Annotated in this window: 21 protein-coding genes and 2 pseudogenes; 5 read left to right on the top strand and 18 right to left on the bottom strand. The window is 62.5% G+C overall.

The window, feature by feature from the left end:
- Positions 1-35: 35 nt before the first annotated feature.
- The 4 genes from BG57_RS10115 to BG57_RS10100 all read right to left on the bottom strand — a co-directional run bounded on the left by BG57_RS10115 (position 36) and on the right by BG57_RS10100 (position 3,304).
- Complete coding sequence (locus tag BG57_RS10115; protein WP_035962780.1) at positions 36-437, bottom strand: thioesterase family protein; 402 nt, start codon at positions 435-437, stop codon at positions 36-38.
- A gap of 242 nt (positions 438-679) precedes the next feature.
- Complete coding sequence (locus tag BG57_RS10110) at positions 680-1,414, bottom strand: anti-sigma factor (RefSeq protein WP_035962674.1); 735 nt, start codon at positions 1,412-1,414, stop codon at positions 680-682.
- Positions 1,411-2,016, bottom strand: a complete 606-nt coding sequence (locus BG57_RS10105) for a sigma-70 family RNA polymerase sigma factor (RefSeq protein WP_035962673.1) — start codon at positions 2,014-2,016, stop codon at positions 1,411-1,413. Before BG57_RS10105 ends, BG57_RS10110 begins: the two co-directional genes overlap by 4 nt.
- A gap of 313 nt (positions 2,017-2,329) precedes the next feature.
- Entirely contained in the window at positions 2,330-3,304 is a 975-nt protein-coding gene (locus tag BG57_RS10100) for a ferritin-like domain-containing protein (RefSeq protein ID WP_035962672.1), read from the bottom strand.
- 322 nt (positions 3,305-3,626) lie between these two features.
- Here BG57_RS10100 and BG57_RS31470 point away from each other — a divergent pair, with 322 nt between their 5' ends.
- The 3 genes and pseudogenes from BG57_RS31470 (at position 3,627) to BG57_RS10095 (ending at position 4,933) form a co-directional block, all read left to right on the top strand.
- Positions 3,627-3,899 (top strand): type II toxin-antitoxin system RelE/ParE family toxin, encoded by a 273-nt coding sequence (locus BG57_RS31470; protein ID WP_152562558.1) that lies wholly within the window; start codon positions 3,627-3,629, stop codon positions 3,897-3,899.
- A gap of 104 nt (positions 3,900-4,003) precedes the next feature.
- A pseudogene (locus tag BG57_RS33685) lies at positions 4,004-4,150 on the top strand (helix-turn-helix domain-containing protein); the annotation flags it as partial.
- Between the two features lie 108 nt (positions 4,151-4,258).
- Positions 4,259-4,933: a LysR substrate-binding domain-containing protein gene (locus tag BG57_RS10095; protein ID WP_229754024.1), complete on the top strand. Its 675-nt coding sequence runs from the start codon at positions 4,259-4,261 to the stop codon at positions 4,931-4,933.
- Here BG57_RS10095 and BG57_RS10090 read toward each other — a convergent pair.
- The 10 genes from BG57_RS10090 to leuC all read right to left on the bottom strand — a co-directional run bounded on the left by BG57_RS10090 (position 4,924) and on the right by leuC (position 14,491).
- Entirely contained in the window at positions 4,924-5,847 is a 924-nt protein-coding gene (locus tag BG57_RS10090; RefSeq protein WP_035962670.1) for an SMP-30/gluconolactonase/LRE family protein, read from the bottom strand. The genes BG57_RS10095 and BG57_RS10090 overlap by 10 nt on opposite strands.
- A gap of 16 nt (positions 5,848-5,863) precedes the next feature.
- Positions 5,864-6,889, bottom strand: a complete 1,026-nt coding sequence (locus tag BG57_RS10085) for an ABC transporter substrate-binding protein (RefSeq protein WP_371875867.1) — start codon at positions 6,887-6,889, stop codon at positions 5,864-5,866.
- Between the two features lie 39 nt (positions 6,890-6,928).
- The gene (locus tag BG57_RS10080) at positions 6,929-7,771 is read right to left on the bottom strand and encodes a fumarylacetoacetate hydrolase family protein (RefSeq protein ID WP_035962668.1); all 843 of its coding nucleotides are present in this window, start codon (positions 7,769-7,771) and stop codon (positions 6,929-6,931) included.
- A 15-nt stretch (positions 7,772-7,786) separates the two neighbouring features.
- A complete protein-coding gene (locus BG57_RS10075) occupies positions 7,787-8,542 on the bottom strand; it encodes an SDR family NAD(P)-dependent oxidoreductase (RefSeq protein WP_035962665.1) in 756 nt (251 codons plus the stop codon).
- Between the two features lie 41 nt (positions 8,543-8,583).
- Entirely contained in the window at positions 8,584-9,390 is an 807-nt protein-coding gene (locus tag BG57_RS10070) for an ABC transporter permease (RefSeq protein WP_035962663.1), read from the bottom strand.
- Positions 9,371-10,225, bottom strand: a complete 855-nt coding sequence (locus BG57_RS10065; protein ID WP_035962661.1) for an ABC transporter ATP-binding protein — start codon at positions 10,223-10,225, stop codon at positions 9,371-9,373. Before BG57_RS10065 ends, BG57_RS10070 begins: the two co-directional genes overlap by 20 nt.
- On the bottom strand, positions 10,222-11,247 hold the full coding sequence (locus BG57_RS10060; RefSeq protein WP_035962660.1) for an ABC transporter substrate-binding protein: 1,026 nt from the start codon (positions 11,245-11,247) through the stop codon (positions 10,222-10,224). The genes BG57_RS10065 and BG57_RS10060 overlap by 4 nt, the downstream gene beginning before the upstream one ends.
- 107 nt (positions 11,248-11,354) lie before the next feature.
- Positions 11,355-12,425, bottom strand: coding sequence for a 3-isopropylmalate dehydrogenase (gene leuB, locus BG57_RS10055; protein WP_035962659.1), 1,071 nt, complete (start codon positions 12,423-12,425; stop codon positions 11,355-11,357).
- 36 nt (positions 12,426-12,461) lie between these two features.
- Positions 12,462-13,058 carry a 3-isopropylmalate dehydratase small subunit gene (leuD, locus tag BG57_RS10050; protein ID WP_035962658.1) on the bottom strand — a complete coding sequence of 199 codons (597 nt, stop codon included), beginning with the start codon at positions 13,056-13,058 and terminating at the stop codon, positions 12,462-12,464.
- 2 nt (positions 13,059-13,060) lie between these two features.
- Complete coding sequence (leuC, locus tag BG57_RS10045; protein WP_035962657.1) at positions 13,061-14,491, bottom strand: 3-isopropylmalate dehydratase large subunit; 1,431 nt, start codon at positions 14,489-14,491, stop codon at positions 13,061-13,063.
- A gap of 370 nt (positions 14,492-14,861) precedes the next feature.
- Here leuC and BG57_RS10040 point away from each other — a divergent pair, with 370 nt between their 5' ends.
- Positions 14,862-16,307 carry a DEAD/DEAH box helicase gene (locus BG57_RS10040; protein ID WP_035962656.1) on the top strand — a complete coding sequence of 482 codons (1,446 nt, stop codon included), beginning with the start codon at positions 14,862-14,864 and terminating at the stop codon, positions 16,305-16,307.
- 345 nt (positions 16,308-16,652) lie between these two features.
- On the opposite strand, the pseudogene BG57_RS10035 reads toward BG57_RS10040, so the two are convergent.
- The 3 genes and pseudogenes from BG57_RS10035 to BG57_RS10020 form a co-directional block, all read right to left on the bottom strand.
- A pseudogene (locus BG57_RS10035) lies at positions 16,653-17,522 on the bottom strand (citrate synthase family protein); the annotation flags it as partial.
- 892 nt (positions 17,523-18,414) lie between these two features.
- A complete protein-coding gene (locus BG57_RS10025; RefSeq protein ID WP_035962654.1) occupies positions 18,415-19,338 on the bottom strand; it encodes a flavin reductase in 924 nt (307 codons plus the stop codon).
- A gap of 193 nt (positions 19,339-19,531) precedes the next feature.
- The gene (locus BG57_RS10020) at positions 19,532-19,759 is read right to left on the bottom strand and encodes a hypothetical protein (RefSeq protein WP_035962778.1); all 228 of its coding nucleotides are present in this window, start codon (positions 19,757-19,759) and stop codon (positions 19,532-19,534) included.
- A gap of 740 nt (positions 19,760-20,499) precedes the next feature.
- Between BG57_RS10020 and BG57_RS10015 the strand changes: the two genes are divergently transcribed.
- Positions 20,500-21,915, top strand: coding sequence for a sensor domain-containing diguanylate cyclase (locus BG57_RS10015; protein WP_075583108.1), 1,416 nt, complete (start codon positions 20,500-20,502; stop codon positions 21,913-21,915).
- A 152-nt stretch (positions 21,916-22,067) separates the two neighbouring features.
- Here BG57_RS10015 and ilvD read toward each other — a convergent pair whose 3' ends face one another.
- Positions 22,068-23,927: a dihydroxy-acid dehydratase gene (ilvD, locus tag BG57_RS10010; RefSeq protein WP_035962652.1), complete on the bottom strand. Its 1,860-nt coding sequence runs from the start codon at positions 23,925-23,927 to the stop codon at positions 22,068-22,070.
- Between the last annotated feature and the right edge of the window lie 135 nt (positions 23,928-24,062).

Genomic DNA, 24,062 nt, shown 5'->3' with positions numbered 1-24,062 from the left:
CCTCTGCCGCGAATTCATTGTTATGACGTGCACGCTCATGACGAACGGCGCTTCGCGGCGCGCGCTTCGATGACGCTTCTCTCGACGATGGCCCGTGCATGGCTCGCGCTGCCGACAGGCCCGCCGTTATCGGCCGCGACGACGTCGAACCAGTACAGCGCGCCTTCGACTGCACGAAACGTCGCGGTGGCGGCGACATTGGCGCCATTCGGTGTCGGCGCGAGATGATTGAGATGCGTGGTGACGCCCACGGAGAGCTGTCCGTCGCGCAGCGAATCGCGCATGAGTTCCGCACAGGCGCGTTCGATCAGGGACAGCAATGCGGGCGTGGATAGCACATCGGGATAGCGCTCATCCGCTTCATGAGCGTGAGCAGAGGCGAGATCGGCGGATGAGACGGTATGCGTGAGCGTGGCGCTTCGGCCTGCTTCGATCATGGACGGCTCCGGTTTGTTGGCGGAGGCCATCAATGCAAGGGCTGGGCCAATCATGCGAAAGCCCCGGCTGGCGGGGCTTGGCGCGAATCGCTGAACGTTCGAGAGGGTTGACCGTAAAGATTCTTAACGTTGCGAATCGAAACGGTTGTCGGCTTGCTTTACGGACCTTCGATGCGCGATGGCTGGCATCAACGAAGCGGCAGCATCGTCAACCCGCAGGAAGCCTTTCGATGATCCTATCTTCAGATCGCGTGCATGTTGCCCGTCGCCAGCACCGGTCCCGTGGGAGCGCCAGTCGGCGAGCCGCCCGGTGGCTCTTCCGACACCGCCAATACAGCCTGTTCGCTGAAGTGGCCGATCGTCTCGGTCGACAGCGTCAGCGTCGCGGGGCGGTCTGAAGGAAAGACACCAAGGGCGATGGGCTTCGCGTGCGGCGGGACGAGCCATAGTTCGGTCGCCCGATCTGCGCGGATCGCCGCACGCGTCGTGGGCGTGACGACCAGGCGAGCGCGTTGCAAATCGATGGTCGCGCTCCATTGCACGGAGCCGTCCGTGCGTGCGATCGTCGACACCAGGTATCCGTGTGAAGCAGTTGACGTCGTCGGGGCTCGCGGTACTTGCTGCGTCAGCGTGACGACCGCGCCCAGCAAGACAAGCGCCGCGACGCTCGTGCCAACGGTGAGCCAGCGCCAGACCCGCAGGCTGTCCCAGAATCGCCTCTGCCTGGCCGCGCTTGACTGCGCCGATGCGAAACCGAGGTCACTGCGAATGCGCGTCCATACACGCTCAGGCGGCGCAATCGGCCGGGTATCTTCGGAGAGCGGCGCGAGCCGTTGCTGCCACGCATCCAGCCTGTTTTGCAGCGCCAGGTCGCGCGACGCATCGAGTTCCAGCGCGGCGCGTTCCTGCGCATCGAGCACGCCAAGCGCGTACTCCGCACAACGTAGGTCGTCGTCGTTGGAAGCGGGCGTATTCATCGTGTGAGGCAGGCCTTGAGTTGCATCAAGCTGCGGCGGATCCAGCTTTTCATCGTGCCAAGCGGCACAGCGAGGCGCTGTGCCAGTTCGTTATACGTCGCGCCGGTGAAGAACGCCTCACGAATCGCCTTTTTCTGTTGTGGCTCGAGTAGATCCAGACAGTCTTCCAGCCGCCGCCGTTCCTCGCTCGATTGCGCCACGACCGCTGGCGTCGGAGCCTCATCGGCGACTTCAGTTGCGTCGTATTCGGTGAACAGTTCGTCGCGATGCTGCCGCAAGCGGTCGATCGTGCGGTTGCGACCGACGGTGAGAAGCCAGGTGACGGCGCTGCCGCGCGCCGGGTCGAAGGAATCCGCACGGCGCCACGCTGTAACGTAGACCTCCTGCAGGATGTCCTCGGCTTCGCCTCGGTCCTGGATCATGCGCACGATTACACCAAAGACGCGCGCGGAGGTCGCGCGATACAGTTCGGCGAAAGCTCGCTCGTCGCCTGTCGCCGCACTTAGGAGCATCCGGTTCAAGCGTTCCCGGCGCTGGGCTTCGACGTCGTCCTGAAAGTAGGCGTCGGGGTCTGCGGCGCTGCCTGAGGTCGTGTCCGTCATCGGCAAGTTGCGTCGGGGTTCGTTTAGCTCGTATGACGCGCAATATAGCACTGCGCCTTATCAGTATCTCTTGCGACTGCAAAGATATAGTTCTCTCGGACGACCGCGGGCATCGGCGCAGTTTGGCAATCGTCCAGATCATTGACGCGCGCCGCGATCGAGGTCACTCCGCGTGGAGGCCTGAGCCGAATGGGCCAAGACGCCGCTAAAAGCGCCCCGGGTCTCATATGCCCACGAGAATTCGTTGAGTCGACCGACAGGAAACGAGCGCCAGGCACTCTCGCGATCCTCAGTCGACGGATGCATATCACCGTTAAGCGAAAGCACTGCTCATGTGAAGCGTGCCATTCACACCCGCCGGGAAGAAGCCTCCCTGCGAGACTGCGCCCTTGTTCAAATAGACAATGTTGAGTACATCGTCGTAACTACGACTGAAAGCAATGCCGTTGTTATCTAGCGGAACGATATTCGAGACCTGAGTATTCGCGCCCGCAATACCCTGGTCCACGTCACTAGACGAATCCAGCGAATCGCGTGCATCGGAGATCGCTTGCGTTGCGGTCACGAGGCTTGGCGTCTGCATGCCTTTTGAGTAAAGAACGGTTCTGACAAGCCCTGCATGATAGGCCTCGGCAGCAAGAATACCGGCAGCAGCTTCCAGGTAGGTCTTATTGGTGATGAGCGGTGACGCGCCCTTATATGCCGTCACCCCGACATCTTCAAAGATGAAAGCCCCCAAAAGGAAATTATTGTCGTTGAGATATGGATTAAACGCGGTTCCAGCTGGCGCAAGACCGGCTGCTTGCGCTGCGACGGAGAATGCCCCGTTGGGGTCGGTCCCGCCCACATCAAGTGAAGGCATGGCGACTGCAGCGCCGCCCAGCGCGCTGCGCAAGAAAGCCACATGTTCAAGCTCATCCTTGGCGATCTCGCGAGCGTAGGCGGCCACGACGGGGTCCGAGAAAGGGACCTGCTGGCCGGGAACAACCTTGCCCGGAGTGCCGGTTCCGCTTACCAGGTTCGAAGGAAGGCCGGCCCCGGTCGTCGCATATGCATAAAAGGTCGCCTCCAGATACTCGAGGTTCAACGCAAAGTTGAGGATCTCGGCGTCGGTCGGCCCGGTCGCCGCCTGCGCGCTGTCTCCCGAACCACCGCCGCATGCGCCAAGGATCGTACCGCCCACTAGCCCAAGCCCCAAGCCGCCGGCACTTCGAAAGAATTGGCGGCGTTTCTCACGGCGCTCGACGCGCCGGTCGAGTACATCGGTCAGTGCAAGTTTGTCAGCCATGTCCGTCTCCCTGGAGTTACGTTGGCGGTGCCGGTTCGGGCCATTCGCGCATGGCCCGACGCACCAGGAACAGGAAAGCAGCGCGGGCCGCTCTCGGTCACTGATACGGAAACGTTTCGAGGACGGATTCAGTGGGTAACGAATGGTTACATAATCGCGTGCGCGGCGAAGCGCGATGCATGACGTTGCCGAGGTGCGCGATTGGGAGTAGCAATTCGATGACGTGGCAAAAATGACATCCCATCGAGCTTGGGGTGGAGGAACTCGATTAAGCTTCGAGCCAATCCTTTGACGATAACAACCGGATGATGTCGAAGTTGGAATCGACTATTACTTCTTCGACGAAGAATCCGGGAAGGCTGCGCTGGGCTTCATCGCTGCACTCGAAGATGCCTACCGGCGCTTGGGTAGAAATCCTTCCATTGGCTCACCGCGGTACGGCTATGAGCCTGGCCTGCCAGGGCTGATATCCTGTTTACTCAAACGCTATCTGCATGTTGTTTTCTATGTGGATCGCAGAGATCACGTTGAAGTATGGCGAGTCCTCAACGGTGTACGCGACATTCCACCGTGGCTGCTCGACACAGGCCGCTAATGCGCCGCCCTTCGCGGTTAAAGTACAAGTACACGTACAAGAAAGGGTGAACGTTTTCAGAAGTTCGTCCAATACCCAAGCCTGGACTCACCTTTTCACGACACGTGTCCCGGGAGACAAACTTGCGTTTCGACCTTCACTCGCTGAGGCTTTTCGTCGCCGTCTGCGAACACGGCAGCATCGCGCGGGCAGCGGAATTCGAGAACATTGCGCCGTCGGCCATCAGCAAGCGCATGTCCCAGCTCGAGGATACCCTCAAGACCGCGCTGTTCGTCCGCAGCAACAAAGGTCTGGAACTGACCGTCGCGGCCGCCGCGCTGCTGCAACACGCACGGACGCTTCTGCTCGACATCCAGCAAATGGAAAGCGAACTGCTCGACCATGCCGAGGGCGTGCGCGGTCAGATCCGGCTGCATGCCAGCCTTTCGACCATCGTCCAGTACATTGCCAATGACATCCGCGTGTTTCTCGACCGGCATCCGGCCTTGCGCATCGATCTGCAAGAGAGCCTGAGTCCCGCCGTCGTGCGCGCCGTCGCCGAGAACACTGCCGATATTGGCGTGTTCGGCGGCACGACCGTCGCTGCCGGCCTGCAGGTCTACCCCTACCGTAGCGACCGGCTCGTCGTCATCATGCCGCCCGATCACCCGCTCGGTCACGCGGGCCGGGTGAAATTCCGCGAAGTGGCCGAATATCCGCTGGTGGGACCGCAAGAAGGCAGCTTCTTGAACTCGCTCGTGCTGCGCGCGGCGGCGGACCTCGACCATCCGCTCAAGCTCTCCATTCGCGTCAACGGCTTCGAGCCGGTACGCAGCATGGTCGAAGCGAGGCTCGGCGTCGGTCTGGTGCCGGAACATCACGCCGAACGTTACGTCAGCTCGGCGCCGCTCGTCGCCGTATTGCTGGACGAGCCCTGGGCCGTGCGCCACTGGAAAATCTGCGTACGCGAGGCCGAGTCGCTTCCCGCGCCAGTCCACCTGTTTCTTAAGCACTTGCTCGCCAGTGCGCAGCATCAGCCCGGCAATCAGGAATAGGCGAGCTTCAGCCCCGCTTGCGGCCATGACAATGCGCCCAGGCGCCCTGTGCCGGACATCGTGACATAGGCGGTTTTCATGTCCGCGCCGCCGAAACAGATGTTCGTCACCATGCCGTCCGGCACCATCACTTGCCGCAACACCTCGCCGGTCGGCGCGACGACGGTAATGCATCCTGTCACCAGCGTCGCCACGCAGATGTTCCCTTCCGCGTCGACGGCCAGACTGTCGAAGCGCTGGTAGCCCGGCAGTCCGCACACGAGACGCCCGCCGTGCGGAGACGGATAAGGATGCTTGCGCGCCCTGCCCGGGGCGTCCAGGTCGAAAGCCCATAAGCGCGCCGTTTCAGTTTCGGCCACATAGACGACGCGGTCGTCCGGCGACAGGCCCACGCCGTTCGCCGTGGTGAGCGGATAAGCAACTTCGACGATCGTCGATCCGTCGGCTCGTCCGTAATAGAGACCGGCGTGATCGCGATCGCGCAGCCGGTTCTTGCCGAAATCGGTGAAATAGAAGCCGCCCTCATGGTCGAACACGATATCGTTAGGACCGCACAACGGATAGTCGCCACAACGGTCGTAGAGCGTCGTCAGCGCGCCCGTATCCGGGTCGAAGCGTTCGATCCGCCCGCTCGTATAGTCGGGATGAACACCCGGTCGCGTGCGGTTCAGCCCGGCCACGGTGCGAAAGAGAAAGCCGCCGTTGTTGCAGATATAGAAAGCGCCGTCAGGTCCTAGCGCAAGGCCGTTGGGCCCTCCGCCCACTTCTGCGAGCACCTCTACCGTCCCGTCGGCAGAGACGCGGCTGACGGTCTCACGCTCGATTTCGACGAGCACCACCGAGCCATCGGGCATCGCCACGGGCCCTTCGGGGAACTTCAAGCCTTCTGCCAGGATGCGGACGTCGCTCTTCATGCTCAGCCTCCTCCGTTCAGCGCTTGTTCGCGTTCTCGACGAAACGATTGTCGTACGTCGCCTTCAGATCGATCGACGCCTTGCCGATGTCCGGATCGAATGCGGTCAGGACATCGTGCACCGTATGCGCGGCGGCATCCGTCATCAGGCCGTCGCGCGAAATGCAGCTCTGCATGTTGGCATAGGCACGCGCGAACACGTCTTTGTCGGCAAGCGCATATTGCTTCGGCACGGCGGCCGCCACTTGCTCGGGCGTCGCATGCGCCATCCAGCGCTCGGCCTCGATAACGGCGTTCGTCACCGCCTGCACGGTGTTCGGATACTTGACGAGAAAGTCCCTCGTCGTATAGATGGCCGCCTCCGGATAGTCACCGCCCAGGGTGTCGCGCGTACCAGCCGGATCTCGCATCACGGCCAGTGGAAACAGGTCGCCGCTGCCCTGAAGCACGGTCGCGACCGGATCGTTGCTCATCAGGGCGTCGATCTGACCGCTGCGCGCCGCGGCGATCGCGCCCGCGGAAGAGCCGACGCCGATGATGGATACGTCGCCCGGCTTCACACCGGCCTTGCTCAGCAGGTAGTTCACGCCCATGTGAAAGCTCGACCCCGGCGAGCTCACGCCGATGCGCATCCCTTTGAGGTCCGCATAAGTCCTGATCTTGCCGTGGCTTGCCCGCGTCGCGCCGAACACCCAGCCGGGGCACGAAGCCAGCGTCACGAACGAGACCAGCTTCTGTCCTTTGGCGGCCATGGTGATGGTGTTCGAGTAGGCGCCGGCGACGATATCGGCGCTGCCGCCCATCATCGCCTGGAGCGCCTTCGCGCCGCCGCTGAACACGCCGATCTCGACGTCAAGCCCGGCTTGTTTGAAGTATCCCCGGCTGTCCGCGATGACGAAGGGCAGGTAAGGAAAGCCGACGCCCGCCGCAGCCAGATGGAGCCGGGGCTTCTCCGGAGCCGGCGCGGCGCTGGCAGCCGCCGCATTCGAGGCGACCGCGAAAGCGGCCAGTGCGATCAATACTCGACGCCCAAGCACTGTCACGATGGTTTGTCTCCTCGCAATATTCGTGGCCCGCCGTGTTCATCCCTGCACGACGTGCTGGCGCTGCTGGCCCAGTCCCTCGATACCGAGCGTCATGATATCGCCCGGTTTCAGGTAGACCGGCGGCTTCTGCCCCAGGCCGACGCCCGGCGGCGTGCCGGTCGAAATAATGTCGCCAGGCTGCAACGACATGAAGCGCGACAGATAGGACACCAGGTGCGGCACCCGGTACACCATCGTGATGGTGCTGCCGTTCTGGTAACGATGCCCGTTGACCTCCAGCCACATCCGCAGCGACTGTGGATCGGGAATCTCGTCCGTGGTCACGAGCCAGGGACCGGTCGGGCCGAACGTATCCGCCGATTTCCCCTTCGTCCACTGGCCCTGGCGCTCCGCCTGAAACGCGCGCTCGGACACATCGTTGATGACGCAGTAGCCCGCGACATGATTCATCGCATCGGCCTCGCTCACGTACTTGGCGGTCTTGCCGATGACGACGCCCAACTCGACTTCCCAGTCGGTCTTGAATGAGCCGCGGGGAATCTCGACCGCGTCGTTCGGACCGGTGATCGCGCTCGTCGCCTTCATGAAGATGATCGGCTCAGGCGGCACCGTGGCGCCCGTTTCCGCCGCATGATCGAAGTAATTCAGGCCGATGCAGATGAACTTGCGCGTGCCGCCCACGCAGGCGCCGATGCGCGGGTTACCTTCGACGCGCGGTAACGACGCGGCGTCGAGCGCCTTGAGGCGGGCAAGGCTTTCGGGGTGCAAGACGTCACCCGCGATGTCGTCGACATGATTCGACAGGTCGCGAATATGTCCTTGCGCATCGAGAAGGCCGGGCTTTTCGTGACCCGGTGAACCGTAACGTAACAGCTTCATGGAGGAATACTCGCTTCAGTAGGTGGCGCGTCCGCCGGACAGGTCGAATACCGCTGCGGTAGTGAAGGAATTCTCTTCGCTGGCAAGCCAGGCAATCATCGCGGCGGCCTCGTTGAGTTCGAGGAACCGCCCGCGCGGAATCTTGCCCAGCATGTACTCGATATGCTCGGGCGCCTGCTCCATCGCCCCGGGCGTGCGGGCGACGGCGGGCGTGACGCAATTGACCGCGATGTCGTGACGCGCCAGTTCCTTGCCGAGCGATTTCGTCATCGCGATGACCGCAGCCTTGGCCGAGCTATAGGCCGCGGCGTTCGGATTTCCCTCCTTGCCCGCCACCGACGCAAGATTGACGATGCGGCCGTAGTTCTGCCGGATCATTTCGGGCGCCACGGCGCGGCAGCAATGAAAGGTGCCGTTGAGGTCGACGTCCATCACCTGCTTCCACGCGCCGATCGGATAGTCGATCAGGGGCGCATTCGGTCCCACGATCGCCGCGTTATTGATGAGAATATCGATGCGCCCCGCCGCTTTCAGCGTGCTCGCGACAGCCGCCTGAACGCTCGCATAATCGGCGATGTCGACACGCTCGAAGTGAACCTCGTGTTCGCCAAGCTGACCACGCGCCTGCTCGACGCCCGCAGCATTGATGTCCCAGATCACGAGCCGCGCGCCCGATTCCAGCAACCGGCGTCCGACCTCCAGCCCGATGCCTTGCGCGCCTCCGGTCACGACCGCGACGCGGTCCTTCAGATTGATGGTGTTCGTCTGCAATTTCGTTTCCTCAAAGTTGGCTTGTCATCGCGATGACGCACTCAGGCGCTTGCGGCAACGGTTTGCCCGGCCACCGGCCGCCAGCGCAGCAGATAGTCTTCGATCATCGAGACGGCGGTATCGAGCACGAGAGCGAACACGGTCAGTACCAGAATGCCCGCGATGACCGAGTTGATATCGAACACGCCTTCGGCCAGCAAAATCAGATAACCCACGCCCTTCTCCGAGCCGAGATACTCGCCTACCACGCTGCCGACGAACGCGATGCCGATCGCGTTATGCAGGCTCGAGAATACCCAGCTCGTCGCGGAAGGAAGATAGACATGCCTCATCAACTGACGCGAGTTCGCGCCGAGCATGCGGGTGTTGGACAGCACCGTCGGGCTCACCTCCCGCACTCCCTGGAACACGTTGAAGAACACGACGAAGAAGACCAGCGTCACACCCAACGCCACCTTCGACCAGATGCCGAGTCCGAACCAGAGCGCGAAAATCGGCGCAAAGATGAGACGCGGCATCGAGTTCATTGCCTTGATGAAGGGATCGAACACGACAGCCAGAAACGGGCTGAGCGCGAGCCAGAGCCCGCATCCCAGTCCGAGAACCGTACCGATGGCGAACGCCAGCAGGGTTTCGAGCAGCGTCGTGTACAGGTGGCTGAACACTGAGCCCGTCACGAACCATTCGACGATGCGGCGCGCCACGCCCAGCGGGTCCCCGAAGAAGAACGGCGACAGCCATTTCTGCGACGTGCCGAGCCACCAGACGAACAGGACGCCGAACAGAATGGCGAGCCGCGTCGCCAGCACGGCGAAACGATTGTTGGGGTCAAACTCGATTGCGCGCATAGCTTTTCAGGACCTCGTCTCGAAGCACGTCCCAGATCTGAGTGTGCAGTTGAAGGAAACGCTGCGTCATCCGGATTTCCGACATCTCACGCGGCCGTTCGAGGTCGATCTCGAATTCGGCGATGGGCCGCGTTCCCGGCCCCGCCGACAACACGATCACCCGGTCGGACAGTGAGATCGCCTCTTCGAGATCGTGAGTCACGAACATCACGGACTTTCGGTCGTTCGACCACAGTTGCAACAGCTCGTTTTCCATCAGGTGGCGCGTCTGGATATCGAGCGCGCTGAACGGTTCGTCCATCAGGATGATGCGGGGATCGAGCGCCAGCGCCTGCGCCAGTCCGGCGCGCTTGCGCATGCCCCCGGACAGCTGATGCGGATACTTCTTCCCGTGACCATGCAGGCCCACGCGCTCGAGCCAGCCACGCGCGACGTTCAGCGCCTCGTCACGCGGCACCCCCCGAAAAATAAGGCCGATGGCGATGTTTTCTTCGGCCGTCTTCCAGGGCATCAGCGCATCGACCTGAAACAGATACGCTGCCTGCGTATTCAGACCTTGCGTCAGCTTCTTGCCGAACACGCTCAGGCTGCCCGACGAAGGCCGCGTCAGGCCGGCGGCCACGTTGAGCAACGTGGACTTGCCGCAACCCGTCGGGCCGACGATCGAGACGAACTCGCCGTCGCCGATCGTCAGGTTTCCCTCGGATACCGCGGTGTAGGTCTGCGCTCGCTTGCCATTGCCGGCGAACGTGCAGGTCACGTTCTCGAATCGCAAGGCTTCGCACCGCGCGGCACGTCCGGTTTCGAGCGGGACGCGATACGTGGCGGTGCTCATGGCTGAACCTCCGCTGCCTTTCTCACGAAGCGGTTGTCATAGGTCGTGGCGAGATCGATCTTCGCCGATGCCACTGCGGGATCGAAGGCCGCGAGCACCTCGTGGACCGTCCGCGCGCCTTGTGCCGTGATTTCGCCGTTCTGCGCGATGCAACGGCGGCTGTTCGTGAAGGCTTCGGCGTAGAGCGCCTTGTTGTCGCCCAGGAACTGCGGCGGCACGTTGTCCGCGACTTGCTGCGGCGTGGCCCCGGCTATCCATTTCTCGGCGCGCACGATTGCATTGGCGACTGCCTGCACCGTCTTCGGATTCTTGTCGATGAATTCGCGCGTCGCGAACACGCTCGACTCCGGATAGTCGGACCCGAACACCTTCACGTTGCCATCGGCTGTACGCATGTTTTCGAGCGGCCTCAGGCTGCCGTCTTTCGTCAGGATCGTCGCGCTGGGATCGTTGACGATGAGCGCGTCGATCTGCCCCGCACGCACCGCCGCTACCGCGCCGGCCGCCTGTCCCACGCCGATGATCGATACGTCGGATGGCTGCAGCCCCGCCTTATGCAGGATGTAGTTCACGGCCATATGCGTGCTCGAACCGGGCGCGCTCACACCGATGCGCAGACCCTTCAGGTCCTTGGGCGACTTCACGTCCGACCCGTGCTTTTGGGACACGCCGAAGATCCAGCCCGGGCATATCACCTGTGCGGCCACCACGACGAGATGCTGGCCCTTCGTGGCCATCGTGATCGTGTTGGAGTAGGCTCCCGCCACCATGTCGGAGCTGCCGCCCAGCAACGCCTCCAGCGTCTTCGAGCCGCCGGAGAATGCGGCGATGGTGACATCGAGCCCTTCGTCCTTGAAATAGCCGCGCTGCTTCGCGACGAGCATCGGCAGATAGGTGATGCCTGTCGACGCGGCCGCGATGTGCAGTTCGGCCTTTTCCGGCACGTCCTTCGCCACCGCCGCGGCCGATGCGCAAGCGAGCGTCATCGCCGCACACAGTGCAACCGCATGTTTCAGCTTCATGGTTGTCTCCTCCCTTTTGGGATGTGGGTACGAACAACCGCCTGAGCACGCCGGCATCTCGCACTGACGACGCACGAGACGCCAGCCCGCTCGAGGCGCGATCCGTCCTAAACGACTGCTGTTCGCAAGGCTTCGACGACCGCATCGCCCATGTCGCGGGTGCCGACGCTTCGTGTGCCCTCCTGATAGATGTCGGCGGTGCGGTAGCCGGCGGACAGCACCGCCCGCACGGCACGTTCGACGCGGCCCGCGGCGTCTTCCATCTCGAAGGTTTCGCGCAGCATCATCGCAAGCGAGAGGATGGCGGCGAGCGGATTGGCCACGTCCTTGCCCGCGATATCCGGCGCGGAGCCGTGCACTGGCTCGTAGAGTCCCTTGCGCTCATAGCCGAGGGACGCCGATGGCAGCATGCCGATCGATCCCGTCAGCATCGCCGCGGCGTCCGACAGAATGTCGCCGAAGAGGTTGCCCGTCACGATCACATCGAATTGCTTGGGGCGGCGCATCAGCATCATGGCGGCGGCGTCCACGAACAGATGGCTTAGTTCGACGTCCGGATAATCCCGCCCGACGCGCGTGACGGTCTCGCGCCACAACTGGCTCGCCTCCAGCACGTTCGCCTTGTCGACGGAACACAGCTTGTGATGACGGCGCCGCGCTGCGCGAAAGGCCGCATGCGCGACGCGTTCGACTTCCGATTCGCTATAGCGCATCGTGTTGAAGCCCGTCCGCTCGCCTGCCTCGCTGGTTTCGAAGCCGCGCGGCTGGCCGAAGTACGCATCGCCGTTCAGCTCGCGCACGATGACGATATCGAGTCCGTCGACGACTTCCGGCCGCAGCGTCGAAGCGCCGATCAACTCGGGAAACATATAGGCCGGGCGGAAATTCGCGTACAGCGTGAGTGCTTCGCGCAATTGCAAGAGACCCGTTCCCGGACGGCGTTCGCGCGGAATGTCGGCCTCGTCGGCCACGCCTACCGCGCCGAACAGGATCGCGTCGGCCTTGCGCGCGACATCGAGCGTCGGCTCGGGAAGCGGCGCACCATGCGCCTGAATGCCGGCCTCGCCGATAGGCGCCTCCTGAGTCTCCGCCTGCGGCGCCACCACTTGCAGCACCTTGAGCGCCTGCGCCACGACTTCGGGACCGATACCATCACCGGGCATGACTGCAATCTTCATCTGACCTCCTCCAGGTTGTTTGCGAAATTGCGCGCGTCAATATCCGTTGACACGGTCACGCTCGAACGCATCGATGCGGTCGCGATGCGAAAGCGTGTAATCGATCTCGTCCATGCCGCGCAGCAGGCACTCCTTCGCGAACGGCTCCAGTTCGAAGCCATGCGAGACGCCATCGGGCAGGCTGACGGTCTGTGCGGGCAGATCGATCGAAATGCTGCTGCCCGCGTTGATTGACAAGTGTTCCAGCAGCGGAAGCACTACCGTCTCCGGCAGCACGATCGGCAGCAGTCCGTTTTTCAGGCAATTGATGAAGAAGATGTCGCCGAAGCTCGGAGCGATCACCGCCCGGATGCCGTAGTCATACAGTGCCCAGACAGCGTGTTCGCGCGATGAGCCGCAACCGAAGTTGTGGTTCGCCACCACGATGCGCGACGCGCGAAACGGCGCCTGATTGAGCACGAAGCCGGGCCTTTCCGCGCCATCTGGACCGAAGCGCAGCGCGCGGAACAGGAACTGGCCGAAGTCGTCGGAGCGCGGTTTCTGCAGGAAACGCGCGGGCAGAATCTGGTCGGTATCGCAGTTGATGGCGACGATCGGGACCGCGACTGCATCGAGATGAGTCAGGCTCTCCATCTTCACGCTCCCAGGAGACGGCGCACATCGGTCAGCCGTCCTGTCACGGCAGCGGCAGCCGCCATGGCCGGGCTCATCAGATGCGTGCGTACGCCGGGCCCCTGCCGGCCAACGAAATTACGATTGGACGTCGATGCGCATCGCTGCCCCGGCGCGGCGATGTCGCCGTTCGTGGCAAGGCACATCGAGCAGCCGGGAAAGCGCCACTGGAAGCCGGCTTCGCGGAACACGCGGTCCAGCCCTTCCGCCTCGGCTTGCGCCCGCACCTCATGCGAGCCGGGCACCACCCACGCCTCGACGCCGGCTGCGATGCGGCGTCCCCGCGCGACCTCGGCCGCGCTACGCATGTCCTCGATGCGCCCGTTCGTGCACGAGCCGATGAACACTCGGTCGATGACCACGCCTTCCAGCGCCTCGTCGGGAGCCAGCCCCATGTAGTCGAGCGCGCTCGACATGGCCGCCCGCAGATCCGGATCGGGCTGCATCGCGGGATCGGGCACGCGCCGGTCGATGGCGCAGGCGTATTCCGGCGTGGTGCCCCACGTCACCATAGGGGCGATGCCCGCCACGTCGATATGCACTTCACGATTGAAACGCGCGCCTGGGTCGGTGAATAGCGTGCGCCAGTGCGCCATCGCGCGGTCCCACTGCTCGCCTTCGGGGGCGTACGGACGCCCGGCGAGGTACGCGAAAGTGGTCTCGTCCGGCGCGATCATGCCGGCACGCGCGCCGGCTTCGATGGTCATGTTGCATAGCGTGAGCCGTCCTTCCATCGACAGACCGGCGATTGCGGAGCCGGCGTACTCGATCACGTGGCCCGCAGCGCCGGCCACACCGATGTGCGCGATGACCGCGAGGATCAGGTCCTTGGCGGTGACGCCTTTGCCGGGCGTGCCATCGAGGGTGACGCGCATATTGCTCGATTTGCGTTGCCATAGGCATTGCGTGGCGAGGACATGCGCCACCTCGGTCGCGCCGATGCCGAACGCGAGCGCGCCCATCGCTCCGTGCGTCGACGTGTGGCTGTCCGCGCACACGACGGTCATGCCGGGCAGACTCAATCCCTGCTCGGGACCGACCACATGGACGATGCCGCGACGGGAATCGTCCATGTCGAACAAGGTGATGCGCGACTCGGCGGCATCGCGCTGCAGCGCGAGGATCATCGAGCGCCGCTCGGGATCGGTCACGGCCGACAGGCCGTTCGCCGCGCTGGACACGTAGTGGTCGGCGGTGCCGAAGATGCGCTCGGGCGAGCGCGGCGTGAGTCCGCGCTTGCGCAGCATGTCGAAGGACTGCGCGGTGACGTCGTGGATGAAATGCCGATCGATGAACAGGAGGTCCTGTCCGTCGTCGCGTGACATGACGCGGTGACTGTTCCAGATCTTGTCGTAAAGCGTCAGCGGGCCGGCAGGTCCGTGTTCGGGTTGCATCGTTTCGTCTCGCTCCGTCAATGCGCCGCTCGCGAAGGCACGCCTTCGTTCGGCGAGTCAATGTTGTGCGAGCATGATGCGCCAGACGAGACGCTTTGTACGTGCTATTTGGGAAAGGCACCATCGTCATTCGCGATGATGCGAAATAGCGCTGGTGTCGATGCTGAGGCGGTGTCGTTACGGGTATCGGAAGCTTATTAGCGCAGTCATTGCTCGACGGTGCGCGCCGTGGCGTAGTGCCTTTGCGGAGGATTGCGAATGCCCTAACGCGGCGAGAGCAGCGCTTGAGCTCATCGTCGATCACGCGATCTACGCCGGTGCAATCAGCGCCGTAACCGCTAAAATTGCAGATTTGGCCCGGAATACGAACATGTCTTTTGCCTCGCTTGGCCTGCTCGATCCGCTACTGCGTACCCTGCAGGACCTCACTTACCAGACACCTACACCGGTGCAGGCCAAGGCGATTCCTGCTGTGCTAAGTGGCAGGGACGTCATGGCTGCCGCTCAGACCGGCACCGGCAAAACGGCGGGTTTTGCGCTGCCGCTGTTGCAACGACTGGTGCAAGACGGCCCGTCTGTGTCCAGCAACCGCGCGCGTGTTCTGGTGCTGGTGCCCACGCGTGAACTGGCTGAACAAGTGCTGCAAAGCTTTATCGATTACGGCAAAGGCCTCGATGTGCGATTGATGGCCGCCTACGGCGGCGTGAGTATCAACCCGCAGATGATGAAGTTGCGCAAAGGCGTGGATGTGCTCGTTGCCACGCCGGGCCGTTTGCTGGATCTCAATCGCCAGAACGCAGTGCAGTTCGATCAAGTGCAAACGCTGGTGCTGGATGAAGCCGACCGTATGCTGGATCTGGGCTTTGCGCGCGAACTCAACGCCGTCTTTGCGGCCTTGCCTGCACAGCGCCAGACCTTGCTGTTCTCCGCCACATTCACCGCTGACATCCGCGCCATGGCGGCGAGCATTCTGCGCAGCCCGGTCGATATCAGCGTCAGCCCGCCCAATGCAACGGCCAGCAATATCAAGCAATGGGTGGTGACCGTTGATAAAAGAAACAAGCCCGGCCTCTTCATGCACCTTGTCGCTGCAAACAACTGGGAGCACGCGCTGGTCTTCGTCAAAACACGCAAAGGCGCGGATTATCTGGCGGCCATGTTGGATGAAGCGGGCTATGCGGTCGACACCATCCACGGCGACAAACCGCAACCCGCGCGGTTGCGTGCGCTGGAGCGCTTCAAAACAGGCGAAGTCGATATGCTGGTAGCCACCGATGTGGCTGCGCGCGGGCTGGATATCGACGACCTGCCGTTGGTGATCAACGTCGATCTGCCGATCGTGGCGCATGACTATGTGCACCGTATTGGCCGTACCGGCCGAGCGGGCGCGAGCGGCGTGGCGGTGTCGCTCGTGTGTGCCGATGAGGCGCCACAACTGGCCGCGATTGAAGCGCTGATTCGGCAAACGCTGCCACGCGAGGAAGAGCCGGGTTTTGAAGCAGAACACCGTGTGCCGGAAACCAGCGCGACGGGCCAGATCGTCAAGAAACCCAAAAAGGCCAAGAAGCCCAAAGTGCTGCAAGCGACTTCTGGCGCCATGCAGATCCCTGCCAACAAGCCGCGCCCGCAAAGTGGCTTAGACAAGCGCAAGCCTGCAGTGGAGCGCGTTGTGGCCGCGGGTAAAGGCCCAAGCCTGTCCAGCACTAATCCGTTCGAGGTGAAAAAGCTGCGCAGCAAGGGCGCCAGCAATTCAGCGACGGGTGCACGTAAGCCGGCTGGCAAACTCACTAGTGGCCCGAGCAAACGCAAACCCTGATTCACGGGATGAGTGACGTCGGCCCTCGAACAGACGGAGGGTTTGCGACACGCTGGCGGGCAACGGCGCAATGAGGTGGTCACTGGCGAGCCAGTCCGCTCTTCACACGAACGCAGTCATTGGATCACGCCTATCTCGAACCACCGCTTTGGGTCGTGAGTCTAAGTTCGCTGATGAAGGCAAGTGCGGTCCTTGCGCACGACGCCGCCAACATCAGCATTCCGCCGGGCTGCCGACGTTGAACGGGGACCGGCTTCAATGCACATTCGCCGCGACGGCCGCGCTGCCGACGAGCGCGGCGGTACAGAAACAATTGATGTCGGCTGGTTGTCAGCGCCGTGGCTTTCAAGCTACGAAGCGGCACTGGGAGGCTGGCGTGCGGGTGTCCATGTTGCGTCCCCGGTTCAAGTGATCGTCGATTTCCGCCGCGCATCCGAGCATGCGGAGATAAAGGAAGATCGTGAACGCGGCGCTTTCGAGATCGCGCTCGGTCAATTCACCGTGTTGAAGCGGCTGCCACAACATCTTCAGCAGCAGGGCCGCGATCACCGCATCGATGTTGACGCAGTACACGTTGCGGGACACGCCGGCATCGAACAACGCCTGTACCACTTCGCGATAGAACGCATGGAACACGTTGTGATCCCCGCGCTTCTCGCACAAGTTCGCGATGAACACCTCGCGGGGATCGTGATTGACGGGCCTGTCCTTGAACACCGGATGATTGACGCCCGGGAGCTTCGCGATGTCGAGGCTACCCGCGCTTTTCTGCCGTGCCTTGTACTGCGCGTAACGCTCAACCGCGCGCTCGGCCTGGGCGCGCAGGTCCACGCCATGTTCAGGGTCAGCCGGATCGTCGAGGCCGCTGTTCCGGAACGCTTCGATCAGGAACGCGACGCCTTCATAGCCGTTGCCGCCATGCGTATAGCCGGTATGCGAAAGAAAGCCGACCAGCGCCTTGTTGAGTTGCACGCGCTCGGGGCTTTCCGGACCGTCGGCCGAGACGGCGCCCTTTGCACCCTGCGCCGAGATGGCTCCCGGACCGTTGGTGAGCAGGAGACCGACGAGCGTCTTGAAGGCGAAAAGATCGTCGCGGCCGGGTTCGAAATCGAGCAATGCGGCGAAACAAACCTCGGCAAGGCTGCGTTCACCCAGGAGCGATTCGGTGGTGAAGCCGCAGAAGCCTTCCGGGGCGTGACGAGATCCCGACGAATTGCAGCAGGCGCGCGCCGTGCAACATACCGGTGATTTGCATGAAGTTTGTCTCCTGAGGGTATTGCGATAGATAAGAGCGGGTGTTCGAACGAGCGCCGGACATGACAAAGCGGCCGCCGCGCCATTTGCGCTCGGGTTGCGATGTCCGGGATGGGTAGAGGCTGGGCCACGAGAATGAGCGGCCCCGGGTGGCAATCGTCAGCCGCGTCGAATGCGCTTTGTGTCGTGCATGGCTTGTCTCCGATGCGTTTTATTGCGTTCCACTTTTAGCGGGAATCTTGAGTACAGATACTCACGCAAATCAATTGACACGGTAAGTGCAATTTTCTTAAGCATTGATGTGCAGGGGTTATCAATGCGGCTGCGGGATATGAGCAGGCGAACATGGCAGACCAGCACAAGCCCGGTTCGGAGGTCCAGACCCCGGACATCTACAAGGTAGTCAAGGAAGGTGACGGCGGCTGGTTTTGAGGTGACGTGCGTCGAGTGCGAGCTTTTTCCGCCGACGCGAAGCGGCAAAGGCGCTCAATACGAACTCGTCAATGCTGCCACGCATTCACACAAGCACAGAGAGATCGGCAGCAGCGACAAGTAGCTGTGCTGATGGTCAATGGCGGTTTCCGCCTGACGACACAGGTATCGATGTCTATCCAAGGGGCAGCCGTCACCGAACCTCCGACCTGCACGATCAGCGACTCCTCGTGAAAGCCTGAAGAATGGTCATGCAACTACCGTTGCGTACATCGGTTTCGTGTCGCTGCTGCTCGCGAGATGCGCTGCGGGCGGCACCTTACCGACGCCGGAGCAACGCTCCTCCAACGATGGCGCAACACCACGGCGAGTTCCCGCGCCAGGGAAAGCGGACTATGACCCATCGCCATAATGTGACGTTTCACGGATGGAGCGGGCGGACAGTGCCGCTGCTATGGTCGCCCAGATAAAGGCCGTAATTCCCCAACTGGCTTTCCTTGCGGTAGCGCTCGAGCATGTTTGCAAGCGCACTGTCCTGTAACGTGAGCGTTCCGATATCGTCGAGATCGACGAACTTGCCCGAGGCGGCGGAATCATCCGGCGCGCTGCACAGGAACGTGATGTACTGGTGCCGGGTTTCCGTGTTGTTGTACACCGAGTAGATAAAGCTCGCCGATGCCTCTGGCTGATACTCGCGAAAGAGTGCCGCGAGCGTCTTGTCCGCGCCTTCCTTGCCCATCTCGCGCGATGGCAGGCCCCACGTGTCGTTGGGCCTTTTCACTAGCAACACCTTGTCATCCCTCGCAATGATGGCGCTGACGATCACACTCGGGCCGGCGATGACTTCCGCCGAAACCTTGGCCGGGGTGAAGTAGCCGCCACGGTAATAGCCGAGACCTGCATAACCGGCCGAACGGAACGCTTCGACCTTGCCGATGATGACCGCGTGGTCGCCCGCATCGACGATATGGTGCGTCGTGCAGTCGAACCATGCGCTGACGCCGCCGAGCAGCGGATTACCGTTCGCGCTCATTTGCCAGTGAACGTTGGCGAAGCGGTCGTCGCTCGGACGAGCGAACGTATTCGACAAGTCCTTTTGTCCTTCCGCAAGGATGTTGATCGCGAAATGGCCGGTCGACGAAAACGCCTTGTAATTGCTCGACGTCTTGGCGATGCTGACCAGCAGCAGCGCCGGATCGAGCGACACGGACGAGAACGAGTTGGCGGTAAAGCCGCGCGGCTTGCCGTCGTCGGTCGCGGTGGTCACGATCGTGACACCCGTCATGAACGCGCCGAACGCGTCGCGCAGTTCGCGGGTGTTGATGGGGACTGTCTCCTGGCTCACCTCGAACCTCCGACTCGATGATTGCTTCATACGGCTCGACTTGCAGCCATGCCGCAATGGTACGCCCCGTACTATCCGGAGGATCTGCAGGCCGCCAGCGACTGGTGGACTGGTGGACTGGTGGACTGGTGGACTGGTGGACTATTGGCACCAGACCGGATGTCGATCGCGGCCGCCGGCCAGATGAGTCACCCTACGCCAATAACCTGATGGGCGGAACCGGCAATTCATCGCCTTCGATAAAAGCCGTCGCCGAGAGAATCGCGAAGTGCATTGCACACTCTTCGTTGGCGAATAAGCCCCACCTTCCGAGCGAGGTCACATGACCGTCCTCCTCGAAGATGGACGCTGTTGCGACGAAGGATTTCCCGTCGCGCAGGACGTTCGGCTCGAACGCCGCTCCTCCGTGATAGATGATCATCGGTTCTCTCTCAGGTTCGTAGGCGGACCGGCACTCTTTGGTGCCGTCTCCTGCCGGTTTGCACGCCCCCGCGGTCTTTGATCGACCGTTCGTTCGAAGCGCTATCGTCATACGGTCGGCTTTGATGTTTGATCTTACCGGTCCGATATTCGTCCAATAGTAGTTTTAACCCCTAACGCGTAGGCGCTCTGTCCGAGGAATGAAACCGGCCGTCTGAAGCAACGGGAGGTTGTCTCCGCGACGCCTTGACGATTCCGACTTCTGTGGCGAATCGATAGGTCATCAACCAAGTCTGCAACGGGGCCATGTCGGGGCACTCGGTCCTGCGGCTGCAGCGCAAGGGGCATCGTCGGCGTTCGTGCAGGTCGTACTGATGAGATTGCCGTGATCGGCGCGCTTTATGCTGACGATTGAGCGGAGCATCTTGATGACGGCATCGCGGCGATCCAGATTCTCAGCGATCGCGCGAGCGGTGCGAGCGTGATTTTGTCGGCTGCTGGGCGAGCGCGAGCCGTCATCCGCTTCGAAACGGAACCGATGGAGTTTCTCGGGCGCGAGCGGCGGAAGCTCGTGTGAAACAATGGTCGCATTCGAATTGAACGTAGCTACCGTGGCTGGATATCGATAGCAATCGAACCTACGGTTTTTCAAGAACCTTGGCCCGCAGCCGTTATACAGAGCTTAGATTCCTCGGCCGAGGGGCTACAGCGGCAGCGGTCGCACTTACGCCATCTCCAGCAATGCAAACCACGCTCATTCACCTCCCATCCACGCCGCGGCATCGCGCTATGGCCGCCGCTGCGGCGGCTTTGTCGATTATTGCCGCCGTCCTCATCTGGCCATTTGCCAAGAACCCCGGGCCGGTCATTCCCGCCTTTTTGCCGATATTCGCTACCTGGGTCACGGTCACCGAGGGGCTGACCGCGCTGCTGCTCTGGACCCAGTACGTCGTCTCGGGAAGGTTGCTGTTCGCAGCGCTCAGCGGGGCGTACGCGTTCACCGGCGTGATCGCCGCCATTCAGTTACTTGTCTTTCCCGGCATCTTCTCGCCAACAGGTCTGCTTGGCGCAGGGCCGCAGACGGCGATCTGGATCTGGGTGTTCTGGCACGGCGGCTTCCCTGCTCTCGTGACAGCCTCGTTGATTTCCCGTTCCGTTCCATCGGACTTGACTCACCGGGGGCGCGGCAGAGCCGTCGTCGTGGGGGCGGTCGCCTTGGCGATCGCCCTTTGCGTAGTTGCAACTGTCGGCCAGTCGCACCTTCCGCCGATCGTCGCGAAGTCTGGTTCATATGCGCAGCTATCGAGCAGCCCTGCTGCACTCATTGTCGAAGCGACGTGTCTCGCAGCGCTTGGACTCCACGTCTCGACCACTCGCCTCCGGTCCCTGATGGACCTGTGGCTGGGAGTCGCGCTGCTCGGCGCGCTGATCGATGTGACGCTGACCCTCTCGGCGAGCGCCCGTTACAGCGTGGGCTGGTACGCCGCACGCGGGGCCTCGATGATGTCGTCGAGCGCCGTGCTTGGAATGCTGATCTATGAGACGACGGGCCTCTACCGCCGTCTGTCCGAGACTCACCGGAGATTGGTCGAGACGTCGGCACGTGACGGCCTCACGGGCGTCTTCAACCGCGCCTACTTCGACGAGCGCTTTGCGCAGGAGTTTTCCCTGGCTTCCGCCAGCAGCCAGCCGTTGTGCGTCCTGCTGATCGATGTGGACCACTTCAAGCAATACAACGACACGTTCGGGCATCTGGCGGGCGATGAGTGCTTGAAACAAGTCGCCGGCGCGCTCGCGAGCACCTTGCGTCGTCAGAGCGATTTCATTGCACGATACGGCGGCGAAGAGTTCGTCGTCGTGCTGCCCGCGTGTGAATCGGAGGCGGGACTGCGCGTCGGTCAGTCGCTCAGGGGGGCGGTGGAGGAGCTCGCGATCCCATCGGCATCGCCGAGCGGCGGACCTGTCACCGTCTCGATCGGATTAGCTTGCACGTTCCCGAACCAGCCTGAGTCGGCGCAAGCGCTGCTGGGCATGGCAGACGCGGCTCTGTACCGGGCGAAGTCGCGCGGCCGCAATCGGGTGGTCGATGCGGCGGAAATCGTCGACCACAAGACTGCCTTCAGGACCGCCGCCGGCCGCGAGCGGTTCAGCCACTAAGTCCGGACGCGGTGCGGGACCTTTGGTTTAGCTCTTTCAACGACCGCGTAATCAACGACGCTTGAATAGAACCAACCGCGCCAATTCCTCCGCTCCGAAAAAAAGGCCGCTCAGAAGAGCGGCCCCGATCGAATCAATCACACGGAGAGAACTCAATCCTCCAGCAACGACAAATCCCTGACCGCACCCTTATCCGCCGACATCACCAGCTTCGCGTACGCCTTCAGCGCCGCCGACACCTTCCGCGGGCGCTGCTTCGCGGGCTTCCAGCCCTTCGCGTTCTGCTCTTCACGGCGCCGGGCGAGTTCTTCATCGGACAGCAGCACGTCGATCGTCCGGTTCGGAATGTCGATGCGAATCCTGTCGCCGTCGCGCACGAGGCCGATCGCGCCGCCCGCTGCCGCTTCCGGCGAGCAGTGTCCGATCGACAGACCCGACGTGCCGCCTGAAAAGCGCCCGTCCGTCAGCAGCGCGCACGCCTTGCCGAGTCCCTTCGACTTGATATAGCTCGTCGGATAAAGCATTTCCTGCATGCCCGGTCCACCCTTCGGGCCTTCGTAACGAACGATCACCACATCGCCCGCCTTGACCTTGTCGTTCAGGATGTTCTCGACCGCCTCGTCCTGCGACTCCGTCACGTGCGCCGTGCCTTCGAACACCAGAATGCTTTCGTCCACGCCAGCAGTCTTCACCACGCAGCCATCCAGCGCGATGTTGCCCGTCAGCACCGCAAGGCCGCCCTCTTTCGAGAACGCGTGCTCATACGAGCGGATGCAGCCCTCGGCTCGATCCGTGTCCAGGCTCGGCCAGCGGGTGTTCTGACTGAACGCGACCTGCGACGGAACGCCTGCCGGGCCGGCCATGTAGAACGTCCTGACCGCTTCGTCGTCGGTAAGCTTGATGTCCCACTGCGCGAGCGCATCCTTCAGCGTCGGCGCATGCACTGTCGGCACGTCGGTATGCAGTTTGCCGGCGCGATCCAGTTCGCCGAGGATCGCCATGATGCCGCCCGCGCGATGCACGTCCTCGATGTGATACTTGTTCGTGTTGGGCGCGACCTTGCAAAGCTGCGGCACGGTGCGCGAGAGGCGGTCGATGTCCTCCATCGTGAAGTCGATGTCGGCTTCGCGTGCGATCGCAAGCAGGTGCAGGATCGTGTTGGTCGAGCCGCCCATCGCGATGTCGAGCGTCATCGCGTTCTCGAAGGCCTTGAAGCCGACCGAACGCGGCAGCACGCCCGCCTCTTCCTGTTCGTAGTAACGGCGCGCCAGTTCGACGATGCCGCGTCCCGCGCGCTTGAAAAGCTGCTCCCGGTCCGCATGCGTCGCGACCACGGTGCCGTTGCCCGGCAGCGAGAGACCGAGCGCTTCGGTCAGGCAGTTCATCGAGTTGGCCGTGAACATGCCCGAGCACGAGCCGCACGTCGGGCATGCAGAGCGCTCGACTTCGGCCACGTCCGCGTCGGAGTAAGACGAGTCGGCGGCGATCACCATCGCATCGACGAGATCGAGCTTCTTCAGTTCGATGGCCTTCGTCTTCGGATTGGCGAGGCGCGTCTTGCCCGCTTCCATCGGGCCGCCCGAAACGAAGATGACCGGAATGTTCAGGCGCATCGCGGCCATCAACATGCCGGGAGTGATCTTGTCGCAGTTCGAGATGCAGACCATGGCGTCGGCGCAGTGCGCGTTGACCATGTATTCCACGGAATCCGCGATGATGTCGCGGCTCGGCAGCGAATAGAGCATGCCGTCGTGGCCCATCGCGATGCCGTCATCGACCGCAATCGTGTTGAATTCCTTGGCCACGCCGCCCGCCGCCTCGATTTCGCGGGCCACAAGCTGACCGAGATCCTTCAGGTGGACGTGACCCGGCACGAACTGGGTGAACGAGTTGACGACGGCGATGATCGGCTTCGAAAAGTCTTCGTCTTTCATGCCGGTGGCGCGCCAGAGCGAGCGCGCACCCGCCATGTTTCGGCCCGCGGTGGAAGTTTTGGAACGGTATGTAGGCATCGTGGTGGCTGTTTGATATCGCGAGAAGAAAAGCAGGCCACGAGGGGTAACGGGCCTCGCGCGCATGGGTCGACGACCTTGTGGGCCGGCCGGGCGCGGGTTAAGGATTATCACATAACCGCTGTGTTCATTCCC

The organism is Caballeronia grimmiae (genome assembly GCF_000698555.1).
Classification (GTDB): domain Bacteria; phylum Pseudomonadota; class Gammaproteobacteria; order Burkholderiales; family Burkholderiaceae; genus Caballeronia; species Caballeronia grimmiae.
The sequence above is the reverse complement of the archived record's forward strand: the minus strand, read 5'-3'. Positions and strand labels throughout refer to the sequence as shown.